Source organism: Streptomyces gottesmaniae (assembly GCF_031845845.1).
GTDB classification, from domain to species: domain Bacteria; phylum Actinomycetota; class Actinomycetes; order Streptomycetales; family Streptomycetaceae; genus Streptomyces; species Streptomyces akebiae.
This window is the reverse complement of sequence record NZ_JAVRFJ010000001.1, coordinates 504482-516669: the sequence shown is the minus strand read 5'-3', so window position 1 is coordinate 516669 and position 12188 is coordinate 504482. Positions and strand designations below refer to the sequence as shown.

Genomic DNA, 12188 nt, shown 5'->3' with positions numbered 1-12188 from the left:
CTGGTGCTTTACGCCTCAGTAGGCTTGCGCATCGGAAAGGGGTACCGCGCATGAGCTATCGCCTGGAGGCGATCACCCGCAGGCAACATCTGGCTTTCGTGGCGTCTCAGCCCTCGGTGAGTCACATGCAGGTTCCCTCGTGGGGGGATGTGAAGCCGGACTGGCGGCCGGAGAGTGTGGGCTGGTTCGACGAGGGTGATCGCCTTGTCGGAGTAGGGCTGGTGCTGCTGAGGCCGTTGCCGAAGCTGAAGCGATACCTCGCCTACCTGCCCGAGGGCCCTGTGATCGACTGGGCCGCGCCGGATCTGGGGCAGTGGCTTGAGCCGATGCTGGCCCACCTGAAGGAGTTGGGCGCGTTCTCGGTGAAGATGGGGCCGCCCGTGGTGGCTCGCCGGTGGAGCGCCGAGGCGGTCAAGGCCGCCATTGCCGACCCGCGGGCCCGTCAGCTGCGGGACGTCGAGGCCACGGTGGACGAGCCGCGTGCCTTCGACGTGGCCGATCGGCTGCGCCGCATGGGCTGGCAGCGGACCGAGCCCCGCGACGAAGGCGGTTTCGCCGCGGGCCAGCCCCGCTATGTATTCCAAGTGCCGTTCGCCGGCCGGTCTCTGGAAGATATTCAGCAGGGCCTGAACCAGCAGTGGCGTCGCAACATCAAGAAGGCGGAGAAGGCAGGCGTCAAGGTGGTCCGAGGCGGTTACGAGGACTTGCCTGCCTTCCACGAGATCTACGTCGAGACCGCCGAGCGGGACCGGTTCATCCCGCGCCCGCTGTCCTACTTCCAGGGCATGTGGACCGCGCTGCGGGCCGAAGACCCAGACCGTATGCGTCTCTACCTCGCCCACCACGAAGGGGAGGTCCTCGCGGCTGCCACGATGCTGACCGTCGGAGAGCACGTCTGGTACTCCTACGGCGCATCCACCAGCCGTAAACGGGAGGTCCAGCCGAACAACGCCATCCAGTGGCGGATGATGTCCGACGCCTACGAACTCGGAGCGGGTGTCTACGACTTCCGGGGCATCACCGACGCGCTGGAAGAGGACAACCATCTGCTCGGGCTGCTCCGCTTCAAGGTCGGCACCGGTGGTCAGGCCGTCGAGTACCTCGGCGAATGGGATTACCCGCTCAACAAGGTCCTGCACAAGGCCCTTGCTCTCTACATGTCCCGCCGCTGAGGAGTGGTTGCCGCCCTGTGCTGATCACGGACTGTGTGCGGCGATGGCGTGACTGACGGCGATCATCACGTGGCGCCCGACAGAGCCCGTGTGGCTGGTGGCAGCACCGGGCGTCGCGGCCGGTTGCGGGTGAGCCGGAGGGTCACCGGTGTGATGGACGCCCAGATGATGTACCAGAGATGGACATGTACTGATGCCGATGCAATGGGGCCGCGCGGCGAAGGTGGCACCCCGGGTCCCCGAACTTGCTGATCAGCATGGGTTGATGTGCGGTTGGGCGTCCGCTCCGGCCAGGTCCGCGCGGCGGGCGGCAGGCGGCGTCATCTAGAAGCCTGCCTCGTCTTTCGAAGCACAGCCATGCCCCCAGCGCCGCCACGGCCCTCCACCTGGGGCCAGGTCTCCTTGACCCAGCCGCCGCCCGCGGCTCCCTCGTCGCGTTCGGTTGCGCGGCGAACCGGTCGGCCACTGTCACGTCCTGGCCGCGCCAGGTCCCCCGCCAATGGATTCCTGGTAGGCATCCGCGTAGGTGGGAGAGTCCTTGATCAGGTCGTCGCAGAACGCGGCGACGTCGGTGCCGATGAGTTCCACAACTCCCTTACCCTCGGCTACTCCCTCCTCGAAGAAGTCGACGATTCCAGGGAGGAGGGGCCCGTCGGACAGACTGAGCGGTCCGACCTTGAACAGGTACTTCTGCATCTCCCTGTAGACGATCTGGTAGTCCGGCGGGAGTGCCTTGACCCGGGCAGCGTGTGCCCACCACTGTTTCTTGCCTTCGATGATGTCCTGGATGCTCATGTCAGCCTCCCAGCCGGCTCAATTTCCGTGCGACGTTCCTGTTCAACTGCTCGCGCCACCGGTCGCGATGAGTCCGGGCCCCTGCTCCGCCGGCCAGCGCCGTGCAGAAACCCTGGATGTCGTCGCCGAGCACCTCGTGGACGCTCTGCCCGTCCGCTGCCGACACTTCGAGCAGCCCCAGCGCGGAGTCGAGGATCGGTGTCAGGTTGCGGCCGGTGAAGTCCCCGTAGGGGAAGAGGTGGGCGACGATCTGGTCCCACGCCTCCCGGTAGTCGTCCGGCAGAGTCTCCACCCGGGCTCCGAACGCCTTCCAATCCCTGGTGAGATCGCTGCCTGTGGCCTTCTCCCAGAAGTTCATCTCCCGCCCTCCTTGAGCCTGTCGATGCGTGATGAGAGGTACTGCCATTTCGCCCAGAACTTTGCGAGTTCCTCGCGCCCGGCGTCGTTGAGCGTGTAGAACTTGCGCGGCGGGCCGACCCCGGACGGCCGCTTCGTCACCTGGACGAGACCGTTCCTCTCCAGCCGCAGCAAGATCGTGTACACCGTCCCCTCGACGACGTCGGCGAAGCCGAGCTCGTTCAGCTGACGGGTGATGGCGTACCCGTACGTCTCCTCTCTTCCGATGATTTCGAGCACGCACCCCTCGAGCGTGCCCTTCAGCATCTCCGTCAGGTCGTCCATCGCGATTCCTCATCAGCCCGCCCGGTACTGCGTACCACCGAGTACCGCTACACGGTATCACCGAGTAGTGGACGGGCGACGTCTCCGGTGGACGCCGTTTCGAGCCGACTCCTCCGACGAGGTAACCGGGTCCGTCGAACGCTGCAGCCAGGCCATCGGTTGAGCTGACGGGTGGGCCATCGCACTTCGACACGCATCAGGCGCATCTTCCGTGGAGCCCGCTCACCGACTCCGGCTCGGCCGGGGGCCGGTAGGGTCGATCCACTGCCAGGGACTAGGGAGTTCTCATGTCGGCCAGCTGGGCGTTGCTGATCCCCGTCGCCGCTCTCGTGGTGTTCGTGCTCGGTGCGATTGCTGTGTTGAAGCTGCAAAAGGTCTCGCTCGGGCAAAACGAGCCCAGGTCGGCGACAGCACCGAGCTCGGTGGCTCCGACCGGCTTCCAGCAGTCGGCGCAGGAGAGCCGAGAGGAATTTGTGCGGAGGCACTGGCAGCGCCCCGGGGTGGTTGCCAACGGCGTGACCCTGGTCGATCTCTACGACCGCATCCGGGCCCTTGAAGAACGCGTCGCCAGAGCCGAGCAGCATTCCGCGTCGCCACCGCCGTCCGACTGAGCCGGGTGCTGCGAACGCGTAGGTTCGCCGGGTTGGGTTGGATCAGGCCACGACTGTGAGAGTGCTTTCCGCCCCCGGGAGAGTGCTTTTCCGCCCCTTCGGTGTCCGACATACCGATGACTCCGCCCCGCACCCACTCACCCCAGCGAACCTGGGCCGCCTCCGACACCGGCCCTGCGGTAGAACACCGGCTCCCCGTCGGCCGGCATTCGTCGTCCCGCTCCTTCTCGTAAGCGGTCCAGGCGTCGTCGGCCAGCCGGCGAGCCTCGCCGCCGTGGCTCCGGATCCGCGCCCCTCGGGCCTCGCTGCTCAAGGAGCCTCAGCCCCGCTGCGCAACAGAAGGCGCAAGGGCAGCCACCCTCACCCTAGGGAAGGCTCCTCGTAAGCTCGTCAGGCGAGGCTCAGCTCGATGTCAACGCCCTCATCGCAGGAGTGCCGGACCGGCGTCGGCGAGGGCGGCATCGACCAGCGACTCCGCGATGGATCGCGCGTACGCGGCGGTGTCGGTGCTGTTGAGCGCGGTGCCGCGTGCGGCGGCGCCGTCGAAGAGCAGGGCCAGTTGTTCACCGAGGGTCTCCGGGTCCGCGACCCCGGCCTGCCGGGCGATGTCCGTGAGGCGGCGGGCGAACTCCCTCTTGTACGCCGCGGCCAGGTGATGGGCGGAATGCCCCGGGGCCGGGCACTTCGACGCTGACGTTCGGGAACGGGCATCCCCGGAACGGAGCGGTGGTTTCCGGGAGTTCCCAGTCGAAGACGGCGAGGAGCTGCTCCCGCGGGCTCGGTGCCGGCCCGGTGGGCGATGGAGGGATGGGCAGGAGATCGTCAACGAGGGACCGCAGGTACGCCTCGACGAGCTCGTCCTTGCTGGGGAAGTGCGCGTAGAGGGTGCGCTTCGACACTTCGGCGACGGTCGACAGCTGATCCATGCCAGTCGCATGGATCCCCTGTGCCGTGAACAGCTGGGTCGCCGCTTTGAGGATCCGTTCCCGGGCGCCACGCCCACGACGCCGACGTACGGGGTGAGAGTCGGTCACACCCTTAAGTAGACCGATCTTCTTACTTAAGCCACGTCCGCATCTCGCTGCACGCGGATGGGTGGTAGTTCGTCGGCACAGCGCCAGATCAGGGCGTTCCGCCTCTTCACGGCGCGCCGGGGCCAACGTCCGGGCCGGTGCCTGACGCCCCCGCCCCCGCCATCGATGCGAAATCAGCACCAAGGAGACCTGATGCGTTACGCGACTCGGACGACGGACAGGGCTGCGCGTTTCCGCGTACGCGCTCGGCACGCGGAACTTCGGCACCGGCTGGGGTGCCGATGCGGAGCCGGATGAGGCGCGCCGGATGAGGCGCGCCGGATGTTCGACAGGTTCGCCGAGGCCGGCGGGACGTTCCTCGACACCGCGGACGCCTACCAGTTCGGCCAGTCGGAAGAGCTGGTGGGCAAGTTCATAGCGGCCGACCGGGACCACTTCGTCCTGGCCACCAAGTTCACCAACGGAGCCGGACCGCAGCCCGGCATCTCCACGACGGGCAACAGCCGCAAGAACATGGTCGCTTCCCAGGAGGCGAGCCTGAAGCGCCTAGGCACCGACTACATCGACCTGTTCTGGGTCCACTTCCCCGACGATCTCACCCCCATGGAGGAGATCCTGCGAGGACTGGACGACCTGGTCAGCTCCGGCAAGATACTCCACGCCGCCCTGTCCAACTTCCCCGCCTGGCGCGTCTCCCGCGCCGCCACCCTCGCGGACCTGAAGAACTGGGCGCCGGTGGCGGGCATCCAGATCGAGTACAGCCTCGTCGAGCGGAGCGCCGACCGCGAGCTGCTGCCGATGGCCGAGAGTCTGTGCGGCGAGGGCCGGCTTACGCGTCGAAGCGTGTCCGATGGCCGAGAGTCTGGGCCTCGGCGCCGCCCCGTGGTCCCCGCTCGGCGGCGGACTGCTCACCGGCAAGTACCGCCGCAGCACCGAGGGGCGTCTGACCGATCTCAAGGCGGTCATTCACACCGAGAGCACCGACCAGAAGACCGCCGTCGTCGACGCTGTGCTGGCCATCGCCGAGGAGACCGGCGCCACGCCCGCCCAGGTGTCGGTCGCCTGGCTCCGTGAGCGTGCCGCCCAGGCGTCCACCTCGTTCGTACCGATCATCGGCCCGCGCAATCTCGCCCAGCTCGACGACTACCTGGGCGCCCTGGGTGTCCAGCTCGCCCCGAAGCAGTTCGAGCGTCTGTCCGAGGTCAGCGGGATCCCCTCGGGGTGCCCCACGAGGCGGCCGCCGGCGCCCGCAACGCCCTCCAGCGCGGTGACTCCTCCCGCGTCACCCAGCCCGCCGTGCCCGTGGCCTGAACCGCGTAGCCGCGTAGCCGCGTAGCCGCGTCCCTGGCTCGGGCTGCCCCATCGGCAGACACCCCCCGCCCGGACCGCACACGATCCAGGCGGGGGCGGTGTCTGCCGCGCCGAGGTGGGCCAGTGCCCACCTCGCGTGCGTGGAGGCCCTCTGCCGCCAGGTGGGTCAGCCGGTCGGAGGGTACGCGTCCGCTGATACCGGGGACAGCACGGTGCGCCTCGCAAGAGGTGTGCTGGACCACGCGAGGAGGACTGTGATGAGCGGACCGTTCCAGTTGGCCGTGCCTCCGGCGGCCCGCGTTCTGCTGATGTCGGCCCAGGCGGCCAACGGCATCAGCGCCCGCAGTTGATCCGAACCAGGGCCTGACGGACCGCGTCGGCTCATGGCGCCCCGCCATGAGCCGCCATGGCCGCGCTACCGTGCTGCCTCGTCCTCGATGTCGCGCACCAGGTCGATGGCCCGGCCCAGGGTGCCGAGTCGGGCGTCGAGGCTCTCGCCGGCGGGATAGAAACGGACGGTGTCGACACCGGCGTCGCGCCACACGCGCAGCCGCTCGCGCACCATGTCCTCGGTTCCGATCAGCGTCGTCGCCAGCACCATGTCGTCGGTGACCAGGCCGGCCGCGCCGTCCCGGTCACCGGCCTGCCAGCGGTCCCGTACCTCGGCCGCCACCTCGGCCCATCCCTGGCGGCTGTAGGCGTTGTTGTAGAAGTTCGTGGTCGCCGATCCCATACCGCCGAGGCTGAAGGCCAGTTCCTTCTTGCGGCCGGCCACCATCGCGCGGAGCGCGTCCTCGTCGTCCGCGAAGGCGACCTCGGCGCCCTGGCAGATGTCGAGATCGGCACGCGTGCGGCCGGCGTGGGCCAGGCCCTGGTCCAGGTGGTCGAAGTACGCCTCCTTGGCGCCTTCGGGTACGAAACTGGTGCCCAGCCAACCGTCGGCGATCTCGCCGGTCAGGTGCAGCATCTTCGGTGACAGGGTGGCCAGGTAGACGGGGATGTCGTACTCGGCGCGCGTGGACAGGCGCATGGGCTTGCCCTCCCCGCCCGGCAGCGGGATCTGGAATTCACGCCCGGAGTGGGAGACTTTCTCGCCCGAGGCGGCCTGTCGCACGATCTCGACGGTCTCGCGCATCCGGGACAGTGGCCGGGCGAAGGGCACGCCGTGCAGCCCTTCGATCACCTGCGGTCCGGAGGGGCCCAGTCCGAGGAGGAAGCGCCCCTGGGAGATCTGCGACAGGGTGATCGCGGCGCGGGCGATGGCCGTCGGAGTGCGGGTGCCGAGCTGGATGATTCCCGAGCCGAGAAGCATGCGCTCGGTCCTCGCGGCGAGATAGCCCAACGGTGAGGGCGCCTCGGAGCCCCAGGCCTCCGCGACCCAGCAGATGTCCAGGCCGAGCCTCTCCGCCTCGGTGACGTAGTCGACGATCTCCCGCCAGTCGCCCCCGGAGGCTTCGATCGTGGTGGAGGTACGCATCACAGACCCGCCTCGCCTGAGTTCCCGGCACTCTCGGCCAGCTTCTTGATCTCCGCGAGGGCGAGGGTCATGTTGGTCTCGAACTCGCGCATGCGCACGAAGACGATCTTCTGCTCCTTCTCCGGCATACGATCGATGGCGAAGGAGAGACCCGAGCGGGCCGGCCCCATCTGCATCCATTCGCTCAGCAGGGTGCCACCGTCCTGAGGTTCCAGGGTGAACCGCCAGACGGCGGTGGGGTGTTGCGGATCCTCGACCGCCCAGGCCAGTCTCCTCGGCGGCTCGTACTCGACGATGTGGGAGGTGGTGGCCCACTCCCCCAGCGCTTCATGCTTGCTCCGGCCGACGAACCGGGCTCCCAGCGCCGGGCCGCTCCAGCCGTCCAGCCATTCCACCGCCCGCAGCTCGGGACTGACTTGCGGCATCAGCTCGATGTCGCACACCAGCGTCCACACCTGAGCCGGCGCTGCGGCGATCCAGGTGTGTACCTCAGCCGTCGGCCTGTCCGCATAGCGCGCGCCCGTCCACTCCATGACCCAGCAGCCTCCCTACCCGCCAAGAACGCTCATGCAAGCGTCTGAACATGAAAGTTGCGTAGATAGACCCACTTGTCAAGGGTGCCGTGCTCACCACGGCGGAGCCGAATCAGTCCGCGAACCGCTCCCGCACATCCGGCCGTTGGGCAAGATGCGGTGGATAGCCGGGGCCCATACGGGGACGGGTGTTCCGCGCGCTCATCGGCTGGCCGCAGGCGGCGCACACCACCTCGGCGTGGCTCTCCTGCCCGCACGCCTCATGGACCATGACCACCGGCGGGCCCGCCTCACCGGCCAGCCAACGATCCCCCCACCGGTTCATCACCAGCAGCACGCCGTAGAAGTCGCGTCCCTTCTCGGTGAGCACGTAGTCGTAGCGCACCGGCTCCGTCTGGTACGGCCGCTTCTCCAGCAGCCCCTCCTCCACCAGTCGGCGCAGCCGGTCCGTCAGCGTGTTGCGGGCGATGCCGAGCGACTCCTGGAACGCGTCGAACCGCCGGATCCCGTAGAACGCCTCACGCAGCACCAACGGCGTCCACCAGTCCCCGAGCAGGTCCATGGTCCGTGCGATCGAGCAGGGCCACTGCGCAAAGGATGTCCGTCTCATGAGGACCAGCATAGGTGCGTCCAGTCGTGAGACCCAGCAGGTGATCGAGGAGCGGCCAGGTGCGCGGCCTCTTGTGTTCCGTCAATAACGAAGTTATGTTGCCGCCATGAAACGTGACTTGTTGGGCAGGAAGCTGGTTGTCACCGGAGCGGCACGCGGTATCGGGGAGAAGGTGGCCCGTCTGGCCGCCGCCCGAGGGGCCCGGGTGACGGTGGTCGGCCTCGAAGCCGACCGGTTGCGCGCCCTCGCCGACGAGCTGGGTCCCACCGCTGCCTGGCGGGAGGCCGATGTGCGCGACGGGGCCGCTCTGCGGTCGGCGATGGACGAGGCCGCGGAGGTCATGGGGGGCATCGACCTCTTGGTCGCCAACGCAGGCGTCGTCGCGTACGGGACGGTGCGGCAGACGGAGGAGGCGTCGTTCGAGCGGGTGATGGACATCAACCTGAACGGCGTGTTCCGCACCCTCAAGTACGCGACGCCCCATCTGGAGCGCAGCCGGGGTCACGTGCTGGTGGTGGCGTCCGCGCTGTCGTTCATGCCGCTGGCCGCGATGGCCTCCTACGGCGCGAGCAAGGCGGCGGCCGAGCTGCTCGCCCTGACCTACCGCCAGGAGGTGGCACACCTCGGGGTCACGGTGGGCCTCGTACACCCCTCCTGGATCGACACCGACCTCGTCCGGGGCGCCGAGGCCGACCTCCCCTCCTTCCAGGAGCTGCGCGGGCGGCTGCCCTATCCGGGGAACGTCACGACAAGTGCCGACCGGGCAGCCCGCGCGATCGTCGACGGGCTCGCGCGCCGACGCAGCCGTGTGTACGTCCCGCGCGCGGTCGCCGTGGCCAACTGGGCCAAGGGGGCGTTGAATTCACCCGTGGCCTGGCCCTGGGCCCGGCGCTTCGCGGCCCGCGCGGTTCCGTCCCTCGAACGGGAGGTCGCGGCCCTGGGAAGGCAGGACCAACTCACGCCGGGCACCGATGCCCCCGCCGCGCCGACCGGGCCGTACTCCTAGCCGCACACGAGGCGCAGCCGCACACCACGCGCGGCCGCGCACGGGACGCAGCCGTACACGGGGCGGCGCCCAACCACCCGACGTCTCAGTGGCCTTGGACCATCGAGTCGTACAGCCGCGCACCGGCCTCGTGCGAGGCCTCGGCACGTTCCCGCTCGTCCCCCAGGCCGACGGAGAAGTTCACGCCCATCGGCAGGAACACCTGTACGACGGGGTCGTCGAACTCGACGAAGTGGTCGGCCAGTTCGAGGGTGATGTAACCATGCACCAGACTCCACAACTGGGCGGCGACGACTTCGGGTTCCTGCCGCTCGACCCTGCCGGAGCGCACAAGCCGGTCGCACGCCGCGATGACATGGGCGTGGGCTTCTCGAAAGGCCGGGGAGTGCCCGCTCAGGCGAAGGTCCGCATCCGACAGGGGCCGGTAGGTCGCCCGAGTGGACAGCCCGAACATCAGGTCGTAGAGGTGCGGGTTCTCGCGGGCCAGCCGGCGGCAGCTCAAGGCCATGGCGAAGAGATCCGCGATCGGGTCCTCCGTCACCGGTACCCGGGCGAACGCTCTGCCGATCTCCTTGAACCCGTGGTCGGCGACGGCGCTCATCAGTTCGGGGATCCCGCCGAAGTGGCTGTAGACCACCATCGTCGACAGTCCGCTCGCGGAAGCCACCGCGCGCACCTTCAAAGCCGACGGCCCCTGCTCGGCCAGCAGACCGATGGCCGCCCGCACAAGCCGTTCCGGTGCGTCACCGACTCTCGCCCGCCCCGCCATTTCCCGCTCGCCTCCACCGTTGACACGCCAAAAATAACTTGGTTATGTGATTCTTCACGGCAATAGTACACATCGAATGTGACAGGCCGCCCCGGATCCACGCGTCCGTCCTCGGACACGTCATCACGCGCTGGGCCAGTCTCCTGCCGCCGGTACGGGCACAGCCTGTTGGGGCGAACCCGACCTCATCGCCGCGAGACGCCTCCGCGGCCGTCCCCTCGCACTTTCCACCCCCATGAACTCAGCACGGGAGCAGTATTCATGCCGTATCAAGACAAGGGCCATCTGGAGATCGAAGATCGCGGGGCCGTCCTGATTGTCCGGGTCGACGGTGGCCCGCACCAGGAGTTCGGCCTCGACATCGCCCATCAACTGGACAAGCTGGTAACCCGGGCCGACCGCGATCCGGCCATCCGTGCCGTCGTCTTCACGGGGGCGCATCCCGAGCGGTTCGTCAGCCATGCAGCGGTCCGCTGGCTGCAGGAAGAGGGCGCCGCGAGCCCCACGGTCGGCCGACGGGGGGCCACCGCCGTCGTACGCGCCGCGAAGTACGTGGACCGGTCCCGTCTCCTCGGGCCCGTGATGCGCAGGACCCCGATGCGGGGAGCCCTCCAGCTGGAGCGTCTGCACACGACCTTCCTCCGGATGAACGCGAGCGGTGTCCTCTTCGTCGCCGCCCTCAACGGTTCGGCGCTCGGCCTCGGCGCCGAGTTCGCCTGGGCGTGCGATCTGCGGGTCATGGCCGACGGGGACTTCTTCATCGGCCAGCCGGAGATCCTCCTCGGCATCATCCCGGGCGGCGGTGGCACCCAACGGCTGACCCGCCTGATCGGCACCCACCGGTCCCTGGCCGCGATCCTCGAAGGCAGGCCGTTCACGCCCGCGGAGGCGCTCGCCAACGGGGCGGTGGACAAGGTCGTCGCTCAGGACAAGGTGGTCGCGCAGGCGGTCGAACTCGCCGAGCACTTCGGGAAGCGGCCGAAGGGTTCGGTGGCGGCCGCCAAGAGGTCGGTGTACTTCGGCGGCTCGATGTCGCTGGAGGACGGCCTGCACGTCGAACGCGCCGAGTTCTTCAGCAGGGTCATGTCGAAGGAAGGGCAGGAACTGATGCTCGACTACCTGGAGACGACGGACGCCACCGGCGAGCTCCCGCTCTACCGGCCGGACACCTACGCGCAGGCTCTCGCCTCGGGCAGTGTGCCCGGGCGCCGCTCGGCGAACGGACGGTGAGCCGATGATGACCACTGCGCACTCCTTCATCCGCCGTGACATCACGTTCCCCTCCGGCGACAGCACCTGCGCCGGGTGGCTCTACCTCCCCACGGGCGTCACCTCGCCGCCCGTCGTCGTCCTCGGGCACGGCCTGGGCGCCACCCGTGAGATGCGCCTGGACGCCTTCGCCGAGCGTTTCGCACAGGCCGGCATCGCCGCCGTGGCGTTCACCTACCGGCACTTCGGCGACAGCGGCGGCCACCCGCGACAGCTCCTGTCGATCAAGCGCCAGCTCGCCGACTGGGACGCCGCCCTCGCCCACGTCGCATCCCGCCCTGACATCGACCGCTCCCGCGTCGCGGTCTGGGGCAGCTCCTTCGGCGGCGGCCACGCCATCACCGTCGCCGCACGCCATCCCGAACTGCGCGCGGCCGTGGCCCAGTGCCCGTTCACCGACGGTCTCGCCTCCGCGCTCGCGCTGGGCCCGCTCGCCTCCCTCAGGATGACGCCCGTGCTCGCCCGGGACCTGTCGGCCAGAGTGCGCGGCAGGGCGCCCGTGATGGTTCCCATCGCCGCCGCCCCCGGCTCACCGGCTCTCATGAACGCCCCTGACGCACTGCCCGGATACCAGGCGCTGCAGCCGCCCGGGACGACGTTCCGCAACGAGGTGGCGGCACGGGTGATCCCGACCATCGCCGCCTACCGGCCCGGGCGGGCGGCGAGGAAGGTCACCGTGCCGATCCTCTTCTGCGTCAGCGACACCGACTCCGTCACGCCTCCCGCCCAGACCCTCCGGTACGCGGGCACCGCGCCCCGGGGGGAGATCAAGAGGTACGACGCCGGCCACTTCGACTTCTACACCGGCGAGACCTTCGAGGAACTGGTGCGCGACCAGACCGAGTTCCTCAGCCGACAGCTCCACCCGGCGCCTGCCCCATCGACTCCCTGACCCGCCCGCCGAACGGATCGCACCACAC

At 68.9% G+C, this 12188-nt stretch carries 14 protein-coding genes and 1 pseudogene; 8 read left to right on the top strand and 7 right to left on the bottom strand.

Annotated elements, in window-relative coordinates; translation table 11 throughout:
* Window positions 1–50 precede the first annotated feature (50 nt).
* Entirely contained in the window at window positions 51–1172 is a 1122-nt protein-coding gene (locus tag RM704_RS02230; protein WP_033527628.1) for a lipid II:glycine glycyltransferase FemX, read from the top strand.
* A 468-nt stretch (window positions 1173–1640) separates the two neighbouring features.
* Here RM704_RS02230 and RM704_RS02225 read toward each other — a convergent pair whose 3' ends face one another.
* From RM704_RS02225 to RM704_RS02215, 3 genes are read right to left on the bottom strand one after another with little or no spacing between them, the layout of a single operon-like run.
* Complete coding sequence (locus tag RM704_RS02225; protein ID WP_033527629.1) at window positions 1641–1967, bottom strand: DUF1048 domain-containing protein; 327 nt, start codon at window positions 1965–1967, stop codon at window positions 1641–1643.
* A 1-nt stretch (window position 1968) separates the two neighbouring features.
* Window positions 1969–2325, bottom strand: coding sequence for a DUF1048 domain-containing protein (locus tag RM704_RS02220; RefSeq protein ID WP_033527630.1), 357 nt, complete (start codon window positions 2323–2325; stop codon window positions 1969–1971).
* Complete coding sequence (locus tag RM704_RS02215) at window positions 2322–2648, bottom strand: PadR family transcriptional regulator (protein ID WP_033527631.1); 327 nt, start codon at window positions 2646–2648, stop codon at window positions 2322–2324. Before RM704_RS02215 ends, RM704_RS02220 begins: the two co-directional genes overlap by 4 nt.
* Before the next feature lie 287 nt (window positions 2649–2935).
* Here RM704_RS02215 and RM704_RS02210 point away from each other — a divergent pair, with 287 nt between their 5' ends.
* The 4 genes and pseudogenes from RM704_RS02210 to RM704_RS02195 all read left to right on the top strand — a co-directional run bounded on the left by RM704_RS02210 (window position 2936) and on the right by RM704_RS02195 (window position 5629).
* Window positions 2936–3259, top strand: coding sequence for a hypothetical protein (locus tag RM704_RS02210; protein ID WP_033527632.1), 324 nt, complete (start codon window positions 2936–2938; stop codon window positions 3257–3259).
* A 409-nt stretch (window positions 3260–3668) separates the two neighbouring features.
* On the top strand, window positions 3669–3953 hold the full coding sequence (locus RM704_RS02205) for a hypothetical protein (RefSeq protein WP_311589045.1): 285 nt from the start codon (window positions 3669–3671) through the stop codon (window positions 3951–3953).
* 661 nt (window positions 3954–4614) lie between these two features.
* Window positions 4615–5043: pseudogene (locus tag RM704_RS02200) on the top strand (aldo/keto reductase); the annotation flags it as partial.
* 100 nt (window positions 5044–5143) lie between these two features.
* Complete coding sequence (locus RM704_RS02195) at window positions 5144–5629, top strand: aldo/keto reductase (RefSeq protein WP_311588971.1); 486 nt, start codon at window positions 5144–5146, stop codon at window positions 5627–5629.
* Window positions 5630–6019: 390 nt separating this feature from the next.
* On the opposite strand, the gene RM704_RS02190 is transcribed toward RM704_RS02195, so the two are convergent.
* The 3 genes from RM704_RS02190 to RM704_RS02180 form a co-directional block, all read right to left on the bottom strand.
* Window positions 6020–7081, bottom strand: a complete 1062-nt coding sequence (locus tag RM704_RS02190) for an LLM class F420-dependent oxidoreductase (RefSeq protein ID WP_033527634.1) — start codon at window positions 7079–7081, stop codon at window positions 6020–6022.
* The gene (locus tag RM704_RS02185; RefSeq protein ID WP_033527635.1) at window positions 7081–7614 is read right to left on the bottom strand and encodes an SRPBCC family protein; all 534 of its coding nucleotides are present in this window, start codon (window positions 7612–7614) and stop codon (window positions 7081–7083) included. Before RM704_RS02185 ends, RM704_RS02190 begins: the two co-directional genes overlap by 1 nt.
* A 112-nt stretch (window positions 7615–7726) precedes the next feature.
* A complete protein-coding gene (locus RM704_RS02180) occupies window positions 7727–8224 on the bottom strand; it encodes a winged helix-turn-helix transcriptional regulator (protein WP_033527762.1) in 498 nt (165 codons plus the stop codon).
* Between the two features lie 106 nt (window positions 8225–8330).
* Here RM704_RS02180 and RM704_RS02175 point away from each other — a divergent pair, with 106 nt between their 5' ends.
* The gene (locus RM704_RS02175) at window positions 8331–9230 is read left to right on the top strand and encodes a short-chain dehydrogenase/reductase (protein ID WP_033527636.1); all 900 of its coding nucleotides are present in this window, start codon (window positions 8331–8333) and stop codon (window positions 9228–9230) included.
* 85 nt (window positions 9231–9315) lie between these two features.
* On the opposite strand, the gene RM704_RS02170 is transcribed toward RM704_RS02175, so the two are convergent.
* On the bottom strand, window positions 9316–9999 hold the full coding sequence (locus tag RM704_RS02170; RefSeq protein ID WP_033527637.1) for a TetR/AcrR family transcriptional regulator: 684 nt from the start codon (window positions 9997–9999) through the stop codon (window positions 9316–9318).
* 261 nt (window positions 10000–10260) lie between these two features.
* Between RM704_RS02170 and RM704_RS02165 the strand changes: the two genes are divergently transcribed.
* Window positions 10261–11229, top strand: coding sequence for an enoyl-CoA hydratase/isomerase family protein (locus RM704_RS02165; protein WP_033527638.1), 969 nt, complete (start codon window positions 10261–10263; stop codon window positions 11227–11229).
* Window positions 11230–11233: 4 nt separating this feature from the next.
* A complete protein-coding gene (locus RM704_RS02160; protein WP_311588963.1) occupies window positions 11234–12160 on the top strand; it encodes an alpha/beta hydrolase in 927 nt (308 codons plus the stop codon).
* The last annotated feature ends 28 nt before the right edge of the window (window positions 12161–12188 follow it).